Raw genomic sequence first — 17,870 nt, 5'->3', positions numbered from 1 at the left:
TATCACTAATCTAAGAAGCGTTTAAGCTGTGGCATCCAGTCTCCAAGGAAAACAAGATTAGCTTCCATAGCTTCCCAAATAGGTACTAAAAAGTTCATAAGACAAATATTTACGTCCGACCATTGAGGTTCGGACTTCTTTTTTTGTCGTAATTCCACTTTCCACTTTTTTTTCATATACGTATAATCACCATAGCTTTTTAACATATCTATCCTGCTATGATCTATGACGATCTTCTTTTCATCTAAAAGCTTAACAAGACTATCCTTAACCTTTCGTCCATTCACTGGACAGGTTGTCAGGATTTCATACGCTATATAATAATGATCCATATCATTAATCAGCTCGAGCTTCTCAATAATCTCAGCCATATGCTTTACCAACTCTTCTTCCTTTGGGTTAGTCAAAACATCTACCACTCTATTTTCATAAGCTGTCAGCTTAAGCTTAATTATTTCTGGTTCATTAGCTGCTCTATGTTTTCTAAAATATATGTTCAGTGGAATGTACATCTCATCCACTGTTATCTTTAATTTAATACCGGTTTCATCGACAGCTCCATTTACAATAAATGCCTCTAGCGCTGCCTTGGCCATAATCTCCTTTAATATATCCCTCATGTATAGAACAGCCATCTTATCGTCTATGTCCTTCACATACTCATAGTAAATGTTGGAAATACAAAAATCCTTGTATACCTCCGGACTAAACTCGTTACCGTTGCAGAGATATAGCTCATTACAATACTGCCCTTCTGATAAAAGCTCGATAATAATCTCTGCTACAGCTGCACTCAGGAGATTTTTAAAAGGAATATTCAGTTGCTCTGATTTTTCTTTTATCTGTAATCTTTTAATCATTAGAGCCACACACCTATCATGGACTGAACCTTCTTCAGCACTTTACGTTCCTTGGCGTATTCCATAAGCTTTGCTACATCCTTATCTTCATCCATAATGTAAGCCCATACGCCCTTTTTAAAATCTTCTCTATCTACCTTTTCCTGATATTTAAGAAAATCACAAATAAGACGTTCCTTAGTGTAGACTTTCATTTTTGCGCCTGCAAAATCTGCTTCAGTAACCCCAAGCTCCATAACTTCTGGCTCAGTATAATATGGTTCCACTATTGGATAATCGATATTAAAACGAGATTTACTGGTATTTTTATTTATTGCAATGCTCCATTTATAGGGTCTATCCTGGAAATAACCATATACATACATTGCTGATTCCATTGTAAGAATTCCATCCTCGCCAAAGAGCTTGTAAATCCACTGATCTTCAGTGCATTCAAAATACTTGGTGGTGTAGTAGCCATTTTTTACTCTTATGAGATACCCTTCCTCAACAAAAGCAAGTACTCTGCGATAATCCACTCCAAGCGCTTCTATACCGCTGGTTTTAACAAGGCCGCCATTTTCTTCTACTAGATCATTAATCTGTTCAAGCTGGTATTGTCTCTTTTCATCACGTGATAACAGCATTTCCATTTTTTCCACTCCTCTCTTCTTTGCGAGGTAATTATTTATAATTATCCCATTCTTAAAAAATCCTGTCAAACCCTTTAACTTCAAGGGATTCAGCGTATTTAACAATACATAAGGTCAATTATTGTCGTATATTTCATTATTATTAGTCCTATAATAGAGTTAGTACTAATATAGTTGTCGTTTAGGGGGTTAATATGTCTGAGGAAACAATTACTTTAAGAAAAAATCCTTCCCGTAAAGAATGCGAGAAGGTAATTAAAAAGATACTTATGACTGAGGTTTTAGAGCGTGGTACAAATGAGCACTTTAAAACTGCTGCTGATTTTATGAGCTATTTCCAATCCCTCTATCCTGCCAGTGCAAGTCTTACCAAACAGGTGCAGCGTGCGGTAAAATCTCTTGGTATGCCAAAGGATGAGCGCGGCTACTTTATTATTAATAAAACAGAGGATCAGCTTAATCAGGATAAAGAGATTGCTTTTCTCCTAAAGAAAACAAAAGCTGAGCTTGTTCCTCTTCCTGAATATGAGACTTTATTCCTTAAAGCTGACGGTAATTATAAAGATTATCTGTACCAGCTTCTTTCAGAGTCTGCCACTTTTGAAGATAAAGTTGTCACTATGATAAACTCTTCAAACGGCATATTATTGTATACTACAAATGCACATCAACTAGAAATCTTGATAAATAGTCTGATAAATAGATAGATTGTTTGTCTAATATAAAAAATTTTATTTAAGTCTATAAAATAGAAAAACGACAGTCATATGATTTTTGACTGTCGTTTTATTTTATTATTGTCGTTATTGTATTCTATTAAGACAAGTTATGTCGTTTATCTTCGTTTCCTGCGATTCTTACTGTTATCTCTGATTATAGTCATATTTGTTTTCTTGCGCTTTGTATGTCTGCTTTTATATCTGTGTCTAAATAATAGTATCTCGCTAGATTTACTCTTTATGTATGCTGCTAAAGCAATTAAAGCAATAACCCCAAGAATCATCAGACCAATTTTAGGATAATCAATCTGAATATATTCTTTTCCACTTCCGCCTTTTTCTACTGGAATGTTATCAAAAGGATAACTTTCTACCTCTGCATTTGTGAATACTAAATTAGCTTGTCCAACATTTCTCTCGGCATAAGTGTATTTAAGCTGACCTACAACTGATTTATCATTATCATCACTGAAAGGTACTACTTCTGAGGTTACATCTAAAACACTTGCTGTTTTAGGAATGACAATTAATCCGTTCTTATCAATCTTAATCAATTCGCTGTTTTCGCTGAGACGACCTGTAATATTAACATCGTCTTCTGAAATAGAAGCGAAATCAGCTACGTTATAGGTACTAAAATTATCGAAGCAATATTCGAATAAACTTGTTGTATCTGTATACTGATCTGTAACACTATCCCTCATTACTACGCAAATTAATGTCATTCCATCCTTCTTTGCGTATGTAACAAGTGTTGCTCCCGCTACTGCTGTATATCCTGTCTTACCACCAAGACAATACTCATAAAGGTACTTATTCGACTTGTAAAAATGAAGCATCTGATGATGATTGTTAAGAGGTGTAGGATCTGGATGCTTATTAGTAGGTGGTATAGTGTAATTTTTTGTTCCAACAATCTCCACAAACTTTGGTATTGAATATGCTGCTCTTGAAATAAGGGCCATATCGTGAGCTGAAGTATAATGCTCATCATCTGGAAGACCGTTTGTATTATTGAAATGAGTATTTGTACATCCAAGCTCTTTAGCCTTTGCATTCATCATCTTAACAAATGATGGAATATCTCCTGCAACATGCTCTCCCAAAGCATATGCACACTCATTTGCAGATTCTAACATCATTCCATATAGTGTCTGTTCTACGGTCATTTCCTCATCAACATCTCTTGCGATGCTTGATGATCCAAGCTCTGTTCCATATACCGCATCAGCAGAAAACTTAACTGTCTCGTCCAAATCACAATTTTCTAGGACTATAAGAGCTGTCATAATCTTGGTAATACTAGCTGGAAAATGAACCTCATCAATGTTCTTTGAATAAAGAATGGTTCCTGTTTCCTGCTCCATGATAATTGCTGATTCAGCGGTAACATCAACACTGCTAGGCCAATAATCAGCTGCTTTTACTTCTTTATAATTGCCTATTGCAAATGCGTTTGTTAATAATACGCATGCTAATACTTTGCTAAAAATTCTTTTAAATCTCATAACTTATGATTTCAATGCCTCTTATTCTTTTATATTCATAACATAGATTATAATTAAATTACCTTGCTTTAGCTACTTTTTTATCTCAAACTTGTGGCATTTATCTAGCTTTTTTATGATATAATTTTTTAGATTTTATGAATTCGGAGGTAAATATGAGATTAAGAAATATTCCTGGAGCAGATGAGGTTGTTACTAACAGTCCATATTGCATTAACAATCCTGCTCAATTTAAGGGTTTATATAAAAAAGAAATATTCAAAAATGATAATCCTATTCATATCGAGATTGGAATGGGCAAAGGACAGTTTATTACTACTCTTGCCAAGGAAAATCCTGATATTAATTATATAGGCATCGAACGTTACACCAGTGTTCTTCTCAGAGCTATTCAGAAGGTTGAAGAAGAGGATATTCCAAATCTTCGTTTTATATGCTTTGATGCAAACGAAATACTCGATATCTTTAGCTGCTACGAAGTAGATAGAATATACTTGAATTTCAGCGATCCATGGCCAAAGGACAGACATAGCAAGCGTCGCCTCACTTCTTCTAATTTTTTAAATAGATACAATACTATTCTTGCCAAGGATGGACGTATTGAATTTAAAACTGATAATAGAGGATTATTTGATTTCTCCGTTGAAGAAATTGAGAATCATCCTCTATGGAAGATAACTGAGATTACTTATGATTTGCATAATGATGCCACAATGAATCAGGGAAATGTAATGACTGAATATGAAGAAAAATTTTCTAGTCAGGGCAACCCAATCTTCAAATTAGTGGCTAGCCGATAAATTATAAATGCTGCTTGATGTCTTTCTAAGCTAAAATGTAAGCTTCGCTTACTAGAGCAACATTTTCCATCGCATAGCTCGGAAAATATTACTCCTATCCCGCAAGGCACCTTTCCTGCGAGCTAGGAGTTTTTCCTTTTGCTCGAGCTTGCCTAGTTTTCTTATGCCGCTTTTTACTTAGACCTTACGTATCTCGTAAGGTTTTTATTTTGTCATTTTACGCAAAAAAAAGACGCTGAATTTCTTCAACGTCTTTCCTTAGTGCGCGACCAGGGGTTCGAACCCTGGACACCCTGATTAAGAGTCAGGTGCTCTGCCAGCTGAGCTAGTCGCGCATATTTTGTTCATTGCCTCAGCAACGAAGATAAGTATATAGCCTTTTCTTCTTTTTTGCAAGTCCTTTTTATAATTTTTTTCGATTTTTTTTCTTTTTCCGTTTCGACTTTTTACAAAGAAATCTGAATTTACTATAACATTAATCACTCTCTTATATTTTCTTAGTTAATATAAAGATACCTGCCTCATTTTGAGACAGGTACCATTTTTATTCTTTATATATTTGCGAAAAGCTTTTCGATTTCTTCAGCACTCATTACTCTGTTAGGATCAGTTAGATCTACTCCTACATCAGGTATTACTACTTCATCTGTTTTCTCCTCAGCAGGTGGCTCTGGTTCAGGTTCTGGAGCTGGTTCTTCTTCTACTGCCCCTCCAACCTCTTCAAGTAATGCATCCAAATCAACACCTGCTGCTGGTTCCTCTGTAAGAATAATCTCTTCAGCCGGTGTGGCTTCAAGAACAATTTCTTCTGCTGGTTCTTCTGCTGGTTCTTCTGCCACTGGCTCAGGCTCTGCAGGTATTTCTTCTTCAACTGGAGCTTCCTCTGCTACTGGCTCTTCTAAGCTTATCTCCTCTGCTGGTGCTTCCTCTGCCACTGGCTCTTCTAAGCTTATCTCCTCTGCTGGTGCCTCCTCTGCTACTGACTCTTCTAAGCTTATCTCCTCTGCTACTGGTTCCTCTATGCTTATCTCTTCTGCAGGAACTTCTTCTGCTGGTGGTTCAAGTGAAATCTCTTCCTCAATCTGAACATCTTCAGCTAATGGTTCCTCTTCTACCGGCATGTCCAAATCTAATCCTAAGTCTTCAACCGGCTCTTCTACTGCTTCCTCCTCTGGTAAAGGCTCCTCCTCAACTGGCATATCCAAATCTAAACCCAAGTCTTCGACTGGTTCTTCTGCCACTGGCTCTTCTAAGCTTATCTCCTCTGCTGGTGCTTCCTCTCCTACCTGCTCCTCTAAACTAATCTCTTCGGATGGAACTTCCTCTGCTACTGGTTCTTCCATAATTGGTTCTTCTGGAATAGCCTCCTCTATAACAGGTTCCTCCGCTATAGCTTCTGGAACAGGAATCTCCATAGCTGGTGTTTCCATAGCAGGCATTGCCGGCATAACTGGTGCTGCCATCTGTACTGGCTGAGCCATTACTGGAATTCCATTTTGGATTTTACCTTCTATGCTAGAAATCTTTGAATTTAAATCATTTATTTTCTGCTGAATATCAAAATTACTTTCCTTCAGCAAGGCTTGTTGCTTCTCAAGAATCTGGCTATTATTTGCTTCAATCTTTTCTTTAATAGAAAACAGCTGATTAATAAGTTCATCATTTGAATTCATCAATGCATCTGTATTCTCTTTATTTCTTGAAATTGTAACCTTTGCAACGGCCTTTTGAGCATTAATAATATCTTCTGCTGGTAACGAGCTACTCTCTTCAATATTTCTAAGACGCTGCTCCATTTCATCGAAGCTTTTCTTTATTACGAGATACGAAGCTTTTTGTGCATTATAGATTTCATCATATTTCTGTGCTTCCATATCTTTTGATTTTAAAGACATGTCCAAAATTGCACTTATCAGAAAAAAAAGCGCAACAATCATCAGCAGTACACCAACGGCCATCAACATAAAGTTACTGGCAAAATTAATCATGATGTACAGCTCCATGACTATCAGTACTGCCACCGCTATTCCGGAAAGAATAACTTGAATTTTGTCCTTAGCTATTTCTCTCTGAATTTTCTTAGTATTCTCGTCCATTGCTCCTCCCTAGGCCTCATCTTTTTTATCAAATAGATGTACCATGTCCAATGCAAAAGAAATAGGATACAGCTGTACCATAACTGAATCTATTATTGTGCCGATTTTCAAATTAAATGTTATCTTTACAAAATCTATTTCTGGTGACTCAAATAACCTTTCAAATATCTTTACACTTTCTACATCGATGTTATCTGTCTTTGGTGGCGAAATATCTACCATTCTATTCAGAAGCTGTGACATCGAAGAAGCTGCGCTTCCCATCATCTGATTCATTGCTTCAGATACAGCAGATAATTGGATTTCTCCTATAGCATCTGGTCCTGCCACACCAGGGCCACCCATCATTAAATCAGCAATTATCTTAACATCATCTTCCTTCAGGATTAAAACATTACTACCTGATAATCCTTTTACATAGTTAATATGTACTAATACACACACATCATGATAATCATCAAGTGATTCACTCTTTCTGATTAATTCAATCTTAGGTGTAGTAATATCTACCTTTAGATTATTTAGTAATGCACTAAGAGATGTTGCAGAAGATCCCATACTAATATTCGCAATTTCACCTAGTGTATCTTGTTGCTCTTTTGTTAAAGTAACATCAGCCATAGACAACCGTCCTCCTAAATAATTATTTTCCCCCTTTGTATGAAATCATAGTTATATATTCTACTTTTGATTATACAATATTTATAATTATTAGACTACTTCTCAATATTAACTATTTTATGACAATATTGCGAAATTATTGTGGATAAACAGTGTTAAACAAGCAATAAAAAAGGAGCCATTCGGCTCCAATTTCTGTTTATTAAATTAATGTTCGAGATGGGATTCGAACCCACGACCTTCCGCTTAGGAGGCGGACGCTCTATCCAGCTGAGCTACTCAAACAGAAGCGATTTTTCACAACTATTTGATTTTAATCTACTAGTTATGAAAAATCAAGGCTATTAAAATTCTACTGTTCCCTGTAGCCAAATTATTCCCTTAAAGCGTCTACCAACCAATGGCTCTCCGAATAAATCGTTTTTATTGATACATACTTCTAGAATTACATCATTACTCTCAATGATCATCATGCAAAGCTCTTCCATGGTAAGATGATTTACAACATACTTCACATCCAAAATATCACCAAGAATTTCGTACTTATCATTCTCTATTCCGTATGGCATAAAGAAAGATGTAACGACACTAAAAATGTCTTCTCTGGTTACTCTTCTGGAAATCTTTTGATATAAATCAATTTCATCCATAGTTAGACTTTCAAGGGCTTCTTCATTTCCTTCCCTTGCCTGCTCCACAAGATTGATTCTCTTTTGATTATTCATTTTTTCCTTAATACGACTCTTTTCATTGTCGTATACAGGTAAAATAATCTTTCCCTCTGTAGAAAGAGCTGCTAATCTAATATCTCTGTTTTCAATCTTTGTAGCGCTTCCATTTTTTCTAAGGAACTCTCCCATGTTCTGAAGCTGAAAGATCAGATTAACTCCTAATCTAATCTCATCACACATTACATAGTAATTATCCTTATCGGTTTGCTTTATCACTTCCACATCGTTATTGATGGAAACTGACCCACCAAAATAAGTAGGATAGTAATAATCTAAAATGAACTCATCATTTTCATTGTAGATTCCTCTAAGTACTAATCCTACATTATCAGCAACCATGTATCTAAGCTCTACAAACTGATTTCCTTCTAAATCAATTGCAGACTCCTGATAATCTGGTCTAAGAGTAATTTCTCTAATTAATTCATCAAGCTCTGCTTTATTTAATTTGCTAAAACCAACTGCTGGCATGTATTTATGCATTAATTATCACCTAAAGCCTGTTGTAATGCCTTTTCCTCTTCCTCTGCAAGCTGAATTATAGAATTACCATCTATAATCTCCTTAACATAAGTATAACATCCCTCACGAGAATGCATAGCATTAATTATAAATCCTGAATTGTTCTCATCTAATAAGCAAAGTGAAAAGCTAAGTTTTCCTCCCATTTCTTTGAACGCATCGTACTTAACAAGACCAATCTTCTGGAAACATCCCTGCATGTTTTTAATGATTGTATCGATATTTCTTTCATTACTTGCATTAGCTTCGATAAGCTCATCTACCTGTTCTAATCTGTAGATAAGTGTATCCTCTAATGATCTTGCTGTGCTACCCTGCATAAAAATCTTATATCTCTTCTTTAGCTTTGCCATCTGCACAATGAAAACTATTAAGAGAATAATCAAAACTAGGACAAGTGCTGCAAGTCCTAATAAAATGTAATCTGAACTAAAACCTAAATACTGTTCTATCATTTGTACTCCTATAAATGTTCATTTCGAACATATGTTTTATTTTATACTTTCAAGTAAATCTACAATTCTGTTTAACTCATCCTGAGAATAATACTCGATTTCAAGTCTTCCAGATTTGTTATCCTTGGCATTGATAAATACCTTTGTACCAAGTACTCCCTTGAGTTTTTCCTGAGTCTGCTCATATACTGCAACTAACTGTGGATCAAGCTCTGCTACCTTTGATTTCTTATCTGCTTTTTTATCGTTTATAAGCTTCTTTACTTCTCGCTCAACATCACGAACAGACATCTTCTCATCAAAGGCTCTTTCAGCAAACTCATACTGCTTATCTGGATCTGTGATTGCAAGCATAGCTCTAGCATGACCAGTTGTAAGTTTATCATCTACAATCATATCCTGGACACGTTTATCAAGCTTAAGTAATCTAAGAGCATTTGTGATTGTTGTTCTACTCTTTGATACTCTCTCTGCTACCTCATCCTGCTTGAGCTTAAACTCATCGATAAGTCTTGCAAAAGCCATTGCTTCTTCAATTGGATTTAACTGCTCACGCTGGATGTTATCAATAAGAGAAATCTCAACGAACTCTTGCTCGCTGAGCTTCATAATGATTACTGGTACTTTCTTAAAACCTGCAATTCTAGCAGCTCTCCATCTACGCTCACCACCGATGATTTCATAATATTTTCCTCGGTCCTGAACGATAAGTGGATTGATAATTCCATGTATCTTAATATTCTCTGCTAAATCCTGTAATTTATCCTCATCAAAGTTTTTTCTAGGCTGAAGCTTGTTTGGCTCAACCTTATTAATATCAACTTCGACTGGGGCACCATGCTGTTCTGGATTAACAGCTACTACACCCTCATTCTTATTTACAATAAGAGAATCTAATCCCTTACCAAGACCTCCCTTTTTAACAGCCATTTTTATAAATCCTTTCTCCCAATAATTTCTTTTGCAAGATTACGATAGCTCTCTGCTCCTGTAGACTTTGAATCATAAAGATTAATTGGAAGTCCATGTGATGGAGCTTCGGCTAATCTTACATTTCTAGGGATAATAGTCTGATATACTGTTGCATTAAGATTATTTTTAACAGTATCAACTACATCGGAAGAAAGATTTGTTCTGGCATCATACATAGTAAATACAACACCATCTATTTTAAGCTTAGAATTAAGTCTTTCCTGAACAAGGTCGATAGTATGAATCAACTGACTAATTCCTTCCAACGCATAGTACTCACACTGAATTGGTACAAGTACAGAATCAGCAGTTGTCATAGCATTGATTGTAAGCATATTAAGTGAAGGAGGACAATCAATAATTACATAATCGAAATCATCCTTAACATAATCTACTGCATTTCTAAGGATATATTCTTTCTCATTGATTCCAAGAAGTTCAATTTCTGCACCAGCTAAATCAACATTTGATGGAATAATTGTAAGGTTAGGGATATTCTCTACCTCATACATACATTCCTTAATGCTGCACTGATCTAACACTAAATCATAAACAGTATTCTCACATTCATCCTTATCTAATCCGAGACCACTTGTAGCATTTCCCTGTGGATCAGTATCGATAACAAGGACTTTCTTTCCTGCTTCAGCTAAGCATGCTGAAAGATTAATACTAGTAGTAGTTTTACCAACGCCACCCTTTTGGTTGGCAATTGCAATCACTCTCTTCATTTATTGTCTCCCTCTTTTCTTTTTCTAGTACCACATATTTGTTAACTCTTAGAATTATATCATTCCCTGAATTTCAATTCTACTAAGAATATCTGTACGGTTTATATAAAAATCTCTTTTATTAACTATATATAGGTGTTTAATTAATAAAATGATAATGTTTCACGTGAAACATTATCATTTAAAATTGCAATATCTAGGAGTTGATTCAAATTTCCTAGTACTATATTTTGTGTTTTTAATCAAATATATAAATAATATGTTTCACGTGAAACATATCTATATTTAGGTTAGTGAAGATTATATAGTAGAAATAATTTTTTCTAATTCCATTTGTGCCCTGTATGGATCTAATAAAATCAAATCTTTTATATTAGAAAGTCTTCCAATTAAATCGGAATTAGAGATTCCTAAAGGGTTAACTACTTCTATTTTGTCATCATATACTTTAGGTTCTTCTTCAATAACAGTTTCAATAACTGGTTCTTGTTTAGTGGCCGTGTTAGATATTAAAGTATTAAGCTCTACTAATCTTCCATCATAGAATTTCATTTGAGTTTGTTTTTCATCTAACTCACTATTAAGTTCAATAAGAAAAGCACGTATTTCTTCTGCCTTTTTATTGTTTTTTGAATTTAAATCTCTTGGAGTAAATTCTTTGAAATATGATTCATTGGACTCTTCAAGAAGACTAAGGAATTTATTTTCTTCCTTAATCTTTGTTTCTAATAAGTCCATGTCTTCTTTTAATTGGATTTTTTCAGAAATGAGCTCTTCCTGATATTTTTTTAGGAAGTCATTAATCATAGATATTCCCCCATATATTGTGTTGTAACAAAAAACAATTACTAAATATGTTCCACGTGAAACATATATTACTTAAGCGGTTCCTTACTAGGAGTACCAGCTTTTCTTGGATAAGCCTTTGGTGTATTCTTCTCTTTCTTAATAATAAGAAAAGATCTACTGATATCTGTATCAGGTAATGAGAAATATACAGGCTTAGTTAAATTACCACCAAGCTTTTTAACTGCAGAACCCGATGCTTCAATTTCCTCTTTTACATCTCCTGACTTAAAGCTAATAAAGTATCCACCTAAATCTACTAAAGGTAAACAATATTCCGATAAAGTAGAGATGTTAGCTACTGCACGAGATACAACTAAATCAAACATCTCTCTATAAACTTTATTACGTCCTGCTTCTTCTGCTCTGGCATGTACCAAAGTAACATTAGTAAGTCCTAAAGCATCAACTACTTCCTGTAAAAACTTAATACGTTTATTCAAAGAATCGATAAGTGTAAACTGTAAATCAGGATAGGCAATTGCCATAGGAATACCAGGAAAACCAGCACCTGTCCCAAGATCACAAACTGTTTTAACTGAATCAGGTAATACAGTACATATAGATAAACTATCAGCAAAATGTTTAACTATAACTTCATCAAACTCTGTAATAGCAGTAAGGTTCATCACCTTATTTTTCTCTACTAATAATTCATAAAATAAATCAAGCTGCTCTATCTGTCTGTCAGTTAAAGTAAAATTCCAACCTGATAATGTATCAACTAAGTATGAATAATCTCTACTCATATAACTCCTTAAAAAAATTTTGATTGTATTGAGGGTATATATAAGTACCCTTAAAAATATTAATTAAAAAATTAGTTACCCTTATATGTTTCAAGATATACTAAAAGAACAGAAATATCTGCTGGGCTAACTCCAGAAATACGAGAAGCTTGTCCTATGTTAGCAGGACGTAATTTTGTAAGCTTCTGTCTTGCCTCTAAACGCAAACTAGATACATCCTCATAATTTAGATTTTGTGGTATAACTTTAGACTCTAACTTTTTGAACTGTTCAACCTGCTTTGCCTGTCTTGTGAGGTAACCTTCGTATTTAATATAAATATTTACCTCTTCTCTTACCTCATCAGAAAGCTCTGGTCTTTCAGGATCTATAGGAGCAAGCTTATCATAATCAAGCTCTGGTCTTCTAATTAAATCAACTAACTTTATACCATTTGAAAGAGGAATACTTCCGTAAGATTCAAGCAACGCCTGAACTTCTTTTCTGGCACCAACATTAATCTCCTTAATTCTGGCTACCTCTTCCTCTATCTGTCTTTCCTTTTCTACAACATGGTCATAACGCTCTTTTGATAAAAGACCTACCTGATAACCAATCTTTGAAAGTCTTAAATCAGCATTATCCTGTCTAAGCAAAAGTCTGTACTCAGCACGTGAGGTCATCATACGATAAGGTTCTTTTGTCTCCTTAGTAACAAGGTCATCAATAAGAACTCCAATATAAGAATTACTTCTATCAAGAATCATTGGTTCTTTTCCAAGAAGCTTAAGTGCAGCATTAATGCCAGCAACTAATCCCTGTGCTGCAGCTTCTTCATATCCACTACTTCCATTAAACTGACCAGCGGCAAAAAGACCATCAATATCTTTAAACTCTAAGCTGGCTTTAAGCTGAGTAGCATTAATGCAATCATACTCTATCGCATATGCGTTACGAACAATTTTACAATTTTCAAGTCCAGGTACAGTTCTGTACATAGCATACTGAACATCCTCTGGCATTGAAGAACTCATACCACCAATATACATCTCATTTGTATTAAGTCCTTCAGGCTCAACGAAAAGCTGATGACGATTCTTATCAGCGAAACGAACAACTTTATCTTCAATACTTGGACAATATCTTGGACCAGTACCTTCAATTACACCTGAATACATTGGTGAACGATCAAGGTTTGCTCTAATAATTTCATGAGTCTTTTCATTAGTATAAGTAAGATAACAAGGTACCTGTTCAATCTGAACAGATTCTCTAGGTGTACTGAATGAAAATGGAATAACAGGGTCATCACCATACTGTGGTTCCATCTTGGAATAGTCAATAGAATTACTATCAATTCTTGCCGGAGTACCAGTTTTAAAGCGGTTCATATCTACATTATTAGCTAATAATGAATCAGTAAGATGATTAGCAGCCTTTAAACCATTAGGACCATTGTATTCAATAACATCACCATATAAACATCTTGCTCTAAGATATGTTCCAGTACAAATAACAACTGCTTTACAATGATAAGTAGCACCAGAAAGAGTTTTAACACCAGCTACTTTTTTACCTTCAATAATTAATTCTGTAACTTCAGCCTGTCTTAAAGTAAGGTTTTCAGTATCTTGCATAGTCTTTCTCATTCTCTGAGAATATGCAGCTTTGTCAGCCTGTGCCCTAAGTGAATGAACAGCAGGACCCTTTGAACTATTAAGCATCTTAGACTGGATAAAAGTATGATCAATATTAATACCCATCTGTCCGCCAAGTGCATCAAGCTCTCTAACAAGGTGTCCCTTAGAACTTCCTCCTATATTAGGATTACAAGGCATCATTGCAACAGAATCCATACTAACTGTAAAACAAATTGTATTTAATCCCATGCGGGCTGAAGCAAGTGCAGCTTCGCAACCAGCATGACCAGCTCCTATAACAACTACATCATAGGACTCTTCAACGTGACTCATTTATTACTCCTTACCACTTTTATTTTCCCATACAGAATTCTGAGAAAATCTTATTAGCTAAATCATCATCAATAGTTTCACCAGTAATTTCACCAAGATAATTATATGCATCCATCAAATCTATAGAGAAGAAATCTTCTGGCATCATATTATCAATACTATTTAAAACATTAGACAAACTATTCTTTGCATTAGTCAAACAACCAGCCTGTCTTGAGTTTGTAATATACAAAGTATCATCAGATTTAACCTGACCACTAAAGAACATATCTGTAATTTTAGATTCTAATGTTTTGAGGCCATCTAAGCTTACAGATGAGAAAGAAATAACAGGTTTATTGTATTTATTGTATATTTCTTCCTCGCTAATCATTGTATCGAGGTCAGATTTATTAAGTAAAATGATTACCTTTTTATCTATAATTTTATCAATAATAAATTCATCATTCTCATCCAGTGGCCTTGACGAATCAATTACAAATAAAATTAAATCAGCATCATCAATGGAATCTAGTGCTTTATCTACACCTATTTTTTCAACTATATCATCTGTCTCCCTTATACCTGCTGTATCAATAATATTAAGAGAAACACCATTAATTGTAATCTGCTCTTCCAATGTATCTCGAGTAGTTCCTGGAATATCAGTAACGATTGCTCTTTCTCTTCTACTTAATGTATTGAGAAGTGAAGATTTTCCAGCATTAGGTTTTCCTAAAATAAGAGTATTAATACCTTCTTTTAAAATATGACCAGAATTAAATGAATCAATCAAATCATCAACTCGTCCAATCATATCATTAACTATACCTCTTAACTCTTCAGGATAATCAGTTAAATCATAGTGTTCTGGATCATCTAAAGCTGATTCTATATATGCTGTTTCATAAAGAATCTTATCTCTTAAATCAACAATGATTTTATTTAATGAACCCGATAATTGTTTAATGGAATTCTTCATAGCTAATTCTGAATTTGAAGAAATCAAATCCATAACTGATTCAGCTTCCGACAAGTCTATTCTTCCATTCAAAAATGCTCGCTTTGTAAATTCTCCAGGCTCAGCTATTCTTGCTCCTGCTTCTATTAAAAGTGAAAGAACCTTTTTAAGAATAAGTACGCCACCATGACAATCTATTTCAATAGTGTCCTCAGTAGTATAACTTCTAGGAGCTTTCATAAGCATTATTAATACTTCATCAATGATTTCATTCTTTGAAACAATGTGGCCATAGTGAATAGTATGAGTATCACATTCAACCAGTTTATTTTTTCCACGAAAAATAGAATCAACTATAGAAATTGATTCTTCTCCACTGACACGGATAATACCAATGCCAGAACTATTCATAGATGTTGCGATTGCGCAAATGGTATCTGAACGATACATAATAGCCTCCAATTATTCATCTTATAGAGCATATAAGACTTATAAATTCTATAAAACAAACAACAAGGGTTAGTCTAATTATAAGACTAACCCTAAAAAATCAAAAGATTATTTCTTAAGTGTAATTACTACGTAGCGATATGGCTCTTCACCCTCTGAATGAGTTGTAACGTTATTATCATTCTGAAGTGCTGAATGAATAATACGTCTCTCATAAGGATTCATAGCTTCAAGAGTAACAGCCTTCTTTGTTCTCTTAACCTTGCTAGCCATATTCTTTGCAAGATTTTCTAAAGTCTCTTTTCTACGACGTCTGTAATCCTCTGTATCAATCTTAACTCTTGTATACTTTTCAGAAGAACGATTAACAGCTAAGTTTGTAAGATACTGTAAAGAATCAAGTGTCTGTCCACGCTTACCAATTAATACACCCATCTCTGGACCTGCAAGGTCGATTAAAAGAGTATCATCTTCCTCGTTGAACTCCATTGAAATATTAACTTCAAGCTGCATAGCCTCAAATACACCATCAAGGAATTCCTTAGCAACCTGCTTTGGATCTTCATCAGCAGAAATTACTACCTTAATGATAGCTTCTTTAGAACCAATTCCAAGGAAACCTGAGCTTCCTTCTTCAATTACTTCATATTTGATTTCGCTAGAAGTTACACCTAATGAAACTGTTGCATTAGTAAGGGCATCATCAACAGTCTTACCAGTAAACTCTTTAAATTCCATTATTAAGTTCCCCCTTATTTATTATTCATCTCGTTAAATTCTTTAACAAGGTTTGCTTTTGAAGCAAGTGAACCGCTACTAGCCTTAGATCTAAACTCTTCAGCCTTCTTAAGAGTATCAGAATCATCTGAAAGCATATTAGCTTTTTCAGTCATAGTAGCTGCTTTTGTGCTCATACGAGCAGCCTCATAAATCTGAGCCTGACGAATGCCACGCTTTTCAGCCTTAGCTGCAGCCTTTTCTTTATTCTTCTCAATAATACTCTCAAGATCAATCTTCTCGAAGTGCTTATTTAAGAAGTACTGCTGAATAATACGAACAACAGCACCAGCTATCCAGTAAAGACCAAGACCTACAGGAACTGAGAAACAGATGAAAAGAGACATAAGTGGCATCATAAGATTCATTGTCTTCATCTGCTGAGCCATCTGCTCTGACTGTCCCTCTGTAGACTGAGGTGTAAGCTTAATATTTGCCATCTGTGAAAAATATGAGCAAACAGGAATAAGCAATGCACAAATAATAAGACCAAAATTCTTAGTATTAGATGACCAACCATCCTTAATAAGGTTAAGTGGAGTATCTGAAATATTAAGAACAAATAAGTAATTAATCTTCTCAAGCTTAGCAACAACTGTATCAACAGAAGAAGCTAAATCAGGAAAATTAGAAGTAACAGCTTCCCAACCTGCTGTTGGAAGCTTATAAAGTACATCAATAATAGAATCTGATACAACAGAGGTATCTGCTGCTGTAAAATCAGGCTTAAGATTCTTAACACCAGACTCTTCATAGATAGTTTGCATAGTCTTTGCAAAACCATCAGTAGCCATAATACCATTTACAAGCTCTGTAAATACATTCTTTACAGAAGAAATGTAAGCTGGAACATTATAGAAAACTCTATAAAGCGCAAAAAGAATAGGCATCTGGATTAACATGTAAACACAGCTACCTGTAGGAGAAATGCCGTATTTATCATAAAGTGCCTGAGTTTCACTCTGCTGAGCCTGCATAGAGGCTTGATCCTTTTTACCTTTATACTTATCCTGAATAGCCTTCATCTCAGGCTGCATCTTACGTGTAAGAACAGCAAACTTCTGCTGCTTATATGTAAGAGGGAACATACAAAGATAAATAAAGATTGTAAAAATAATGATAGTAAGAGCTATATTCTCAATACCAATAGAAGCAAGAAGAATATAAATCTTGTCCATGAACCAACCAAGAACCTTAGCGATAGGTCCTAAGATTGAACCGTTATAAGCGGTTAATAAAAGCTCGCTCAATGTAAAACCTCCAGTTTTTTATGGAACTGGATCATATCCACCATGAGAAAAAGGATTACAACGAACTATACGCCACAAAGCCAAACCACCACCCTTAATAGCGCCATACTTTTCAACCGCCTGAAGGCCATAATTTGAACAGCTAGGGCAATAAGGACATTTAGTAGTTTTTATTGGAGATATATATTTTTGGTAAAACTTAATTAAAAATATAAATAGTCTCTTCAACATACTTATTCAACACAATGGAAATGATAAT

The 17,870-nt window shown here is 34.8% G+C and carries 18 protein-coding genes and 2 tRNA genes; 2 read left to right on the top strand and 18 right to left on the bottom strand.

Annotated elements, in window-relative coordinates:
• Window positions 1-5: 5 nt before the first annotated feature.
• Window positions 6-860 (bottom strand): hypothetical protein, encoded by an 855-nt coding sequence (locus tag BMZ41_RS05310; RefSeq protein ID WP_090167237.1) that lies wholly within the window; start codon window positions 858-860, stop codon window positions 6-8.
• The gene (locus tag BMZ41_RS05305; RefSeq protein WP_090527471.1) at window positions 860-1,492 is read right to left on the bottom strand and encodes a type IV toxin-antitoxin system AbiEi family antitoxin domain-containing protein; all 633 of its coding nucleotides are present in this window, start codon (window positions 1,490-1,492) and stop codon (window positions 860-862) included. The genes BMZ41_RS05310 and BMZ41_RS05305 overlap by 1 nt, the downstream gene beginning before the upstream one ends.
• Window positions 1,493-1,686: 194 nt before the next feature.
• Here BMZ41_RS05305 and BMZ41_RS05300 point away from each other — a divergent pair, with 194 nt between their 5' ends.
• Window positions 1,687-2,199, top strand: a complete 513-nt coding sequence (locus BMZ41_RS05300; protein WP_090527468.1) for a hypothetical protein — start codon at window positions 1,687-1,689, stop codon at window positions 2,197-2,199.
• 128 nt (window positions 2,200-2,327) lie between these two features.
• Here the strand turns inward: BMZ41_RS05300 and BMZ41_RS05295 are convergent, their stop codons facing one another.
• Window positions 2,328-3,719 (bottom strand): D-alanyl-D-alanine carboxypeptidase family protein, encoded by a 1,392-nt coding sequence (locus tag BMZ41_RS05295; protein ID WP_090527465.1) that lies wholly within the window; start codon window positions 3,717-3,719, stop codon window positions 2,328-2,330.
• Between the two features lie 155 nt (window positions 3,720-3,874).
• Between BMZ41_RS05295 and trmB the strand changes: the two genes are divergently transcribed.
• Window positions 3,875-4,519 carry a tRNA (guanosine(46)-N7)-methyltransferase TrmB gene (gene trmB / locus BMZ41_RS05290; protein ID WP_090527462.1) on the top strand — a complete coding sequence of 215 codons (645 nt, stop codon included), beginning with the start codon at window positions 3,875-3,877 and terminating at the stop codon, window positions 4,517-4,519.
• A 262-nt stretch (window positions 4,520-4,781) separates the two neighbouring features.
• Here the strand turns inward: trmB and BMZ41_RS05285 are convergent.
• The 15 genes from BMZ41_RS05285 to yidD form a co-directional block, all read right to left on the bottom strand.
• Window positions 4,782-4,854 (bottom strand) — tRNA-Lys (locus BMZ41_RS05285).
• 216 nt (window positions 4,855-5,070) lie between these two features.
• On the bottom strand, window positions 5,071-6,615 hold the full coding sequence (locus BMZ41_RS05280; RefSeq protein WP_090527459.1) for a hypothetical protein: 1,545 nt from the start codon (window positions 6,613-6,615) through the stop codon (window positions 5,071-5,073).
• Between the two features lie 9 nt (window positions 6,616-6,624).
• Window positions 6,625-7,236 (bottom strand): flagellar motor switch phosphatase FliY, encoded by a 612-nt coding sequence (gene fliY, locus BMZ41_RS05275; RefSeq protein ID WP_090167225.1) that lies wholly within the window; start codon window positions 7,234-7,236, stop codon window positions 6,625-6,627.
• 211 nt (window positions 7,237-7,447) lie between these two features.
• Window positions 7,448-7,521, bottom strand: a tRNA-Arg gene (locus BMZ41_RS05270).
• 59 nt (window positions 7,522-7,580) lie between these two features.
• Window positions 7,581-8,450, bottom strand: coding sequence for a DUF3881 family protein (locus BMZ41_RS05265; RefSeq protein ID WP_090527457.1), 870 nt, complete (start codon window positions 8,448-8,450; stop codon window positions 7,581-7,583).
• Window positions 8,450-8,944, bottom strand: coding sequence for a DUF4446 family protein (locus tag BMZ41_RS05260; protein ID WP_090527455.1), 495 nt, complete (start codon window positions 8,942-8,944; stop codon window positions 8,450-8,452). Before BMZ41_RS05260 ends, BMZ41_RS05265 begins: the two co-directional genes overlap by 1 nt.
• Window positions 8,945-8,980: 36 nt before the next feature.
• A complete protein-coding gene (locus BMZ41_RS05255) occupies window positions 8,981-9,874 on the bottom strand; it encodes a ParB/RepB/Spo0J family partition protein (protein ID WP_090167219.1) in 894 nt (297 codons plus the stop codon).
• Window positions 9,875-9,876: 2 nt separating this feature from the next.
• Window positions 9,877-10,647 (bottom strand): ParA family protein, encoded by a 771-nt coding sequence (locus BMZ41_RS05250; protein ID WP_090167217.1) that lies wholly within the window; start codon window positions 10,645-10,647, stop codon window positions 9,877-9,879.
• Between the two features lie 300 nt (window positions 10,648-10,947).
• On the bottom strand, window positions 10,948-11,454 hold the full coding sequence (locus BMZ41_RS05245) for a hypothetical protein (protein WP_090527452.1): 507 nt from the start codon (window positions 11,452-11,454) through the stop codon (window positions 10,948-10,950).
• Between the two features lie 68 nt (window positions 11,455-11,522).
• Entirely contained in the window at window positions 11,523-12,242 is a 720-nt protein-coding gene (gene rsmG, locus BMZ41_RS05240; protein ID WP_090527450.1) for a 16S rRNA (guanine(527)-N(7))-methyltransferase RsmG, read from the bottom strand.
• A 71-nt stretch (window positions 12,243-12,313) separates the two neighbouring features.
• Complete coding sequence (mnmG, locus tag BMZ41_RS05235; RefSeq protein WP_090527447.1) at window positions 12,314-14,194, bottom strand: tRNA uridine-5-carboxymethylaminomethyl(34) synthesis enzyme MnmG; 1,881 nt, start codon at window positions 14,192-14,194, stop codon at window positions 12,314-12,316.
• A gap of 19 nt (window positions 14,195-14,213) precedes the next feature.
• The gene (mnmE, locus tag BMZ41_RS05230; RefSeq protein ID WP_090527443.1) at window positions 14,214-15,584 is read right to left on the bottom strand and encodes a tRNA uridine-5-carboxymethylaminomethyl(34) synthesis GTPase MnmE; all 1,371 of its coding nucleotides are present in this window, start codon (window positions 15,582-15,584) and stop codon (window positions 14,214-14,216) included.
• 108 nt (window positions 15,585-15,692) lie between these two features.
• Complete coding sequence (jag, locus tag BMZ41_RS05225; RefSeq protein ID WP_090527441.1) at window positions 15,693-16,322, bottom strand: RNA-binding cell elongation regulator Jag/EloR; 630 nt, start codon at window positions 16,320-16,322, stop codon at window positions 15,693-15,695.
• 14 nt (window positions 16,323-16,336) lie between these two features.
• Complete coding sequence (locus BMZ41_RS05220; RefSeq protein WP_242942014.1) at window positions 16,337-17,611, bottom strand: YidC/Oxa1 family membrane protein insertase; 1,275 nt, start codon at window positions 17,609-17,611, stop codon at window positions 16,337-16,339.
• An 18-nt stretch (window positions 17,612-17,629) separates the two neighbouring features.
• A complete protein-coding gene (gene yidD / locus BMZ41_RS16090) occupies window positions 17,630-17,842 on the bottom strand; it encodes a membrane protein insertion efficiency factor YidD (protein WP_176754468.1) in 213 nt (70 codons plus the stop codon).
• Between the last annotated feature and the right edge of the window lie 28 nt (window positions 17,843-17,870).

Source organism: Pseudobutyrivibrio sp. UC1225, from assembly GCF_900115215.1.
Classification (GTDB): domain Bacteria; phylum Bacillota; class Clostridia; order Lachnospirales; family Lachnospiraceae; genus Pseudobutyrivibrio.
This window is presented reverse-complemented; position numbering and strand designations above follow the sequence as displayed.

What these genes read in the sequence shown, in the direction of transcription:
- BMZ41_RS05310 (WP_090167237.1), bottom strand. Translation starts at nt 860, where the DNA reads ATGATTAAAAGATTACAGATAAAAGAAAAATCAGAGCAACTGAATATT.
- BMZ41_RS05305 (WP_090527471.1), bottom strand. Translation starts at nt 1,492, where the DNA reads ATGGAAATGCTGTTATCACGTGATGAAAAGAGACAATACCAGCTTGAA.
- BMZ41_RS05300 (WP_090527468.1), top strand. Translation starts at nt 1,687, where the DNA reads ATGTCTGAGGAAACAATTACTTTAAGAAAAAATCCTTCCCGTAAAGAA.
- BMZ41_RS05295 (WP_090527465.1), bottom strand. Translation starts at nt 3,719, where the DNA reads ATGAGATTTAAAAGAATTTTTAGCAAAGTATTAGCATGCGTATTATTA.
- trmB (WP_090527462.1), top strand. Translation starts at nt 3,875, where the DNA reads ATGAGATTAAGAAATATTCCTGGAGCAGATGAGGTTGTTACTAACAGT.
- BMZ41_RS05280 (WP_090527459.1), bottom strand. Translation starts at nt 6,615, where the DNA reads ATGGACGAGAATACTAAGAAAATTCAGAGAGAAATAGCTAAGGACAAA.
- fliY (WP_090167225.1), bottom strand. Translation starts at nt 7,236, where the DNA reads ATGGCTGATGTTACTTTAACAAAAGAGCAACAAGATACACTAGGTGAA.
- BMZ41_RS05265 (WP_090527457.1), bottom strand. Translation starts at nt 8,450, where the DNA reads ATGCATAAATACATGCCAGCAGTTGGTTTTAGCAAATTAAATAAAGCA.
- BMZ41_RS05260 (WP_090527455.1), bottom strand. Translation starts at nt 8,944, where the DNA reads ATGATAGAACAGTATTTAGGTTTTAGTTCAGATTACATTTTATTAGGA.
- BMZ41_RS05255 (WP_090167219.1), bottom strand. Translation starts at nt 9,874, where the DNA reads ATGGCTGTTAAAAAGGGAGGTCTTGGTAAGGGATTAGATTCTCTTATT.
- BMZ41_RS05250 (WP_090167217.1), bottom strand. Translation starts at nt 10,647, where the DNA reads ATGAAGAGAGTGATTGCAATTGCCAACCAAAAGGGTGGCGTTGGTAAA.
- BMZ41_RS05245 (WP_090527452.1), bottom strand. Translation starts at nt 11,454, where the DNA reads ATGATTAATGACTTCCTAAAAAAATATCAGGAAGAGCTCATTTCTGAA.
- rsmG (WP_090527450.1), bottom strand. Translation starts at nt 12,242, where the DNA reads ATGAGTAGAGATTATTCATACTTAGTTGATACATTATCAGGTTGGAAT.
- mnmG (WP_090527447.1), bottom strand. Translation starts at nt 14,194, where the DNA reads ATGAGTCACGTTGAAGAGTCCTATGATGTAGTTGTTATAGGAGCTGGT.
- mnmE (WP_090527443.1), bottom strand. Translation starts at nt 15,584, where the DNA reads ATGTATCGTTCAGATACCATTTGCGCAATCGCAACATCTATGAATAGT.
- jag (WP_090527441.1), bottom strand. Translation starts at nt 16,322, where the DNA reads ATGGAATTTAAAGAGTTTACTGGTAAGACTGTTGATGATGCCCTTACT.
- yidD (WP_176754468.1), bottom strand. Translation starts at nt 17,842, where the DNA reads ATGTTGAAGAGACTATTTATATTTTTAATTAAGTTTTACCAAAAATAT.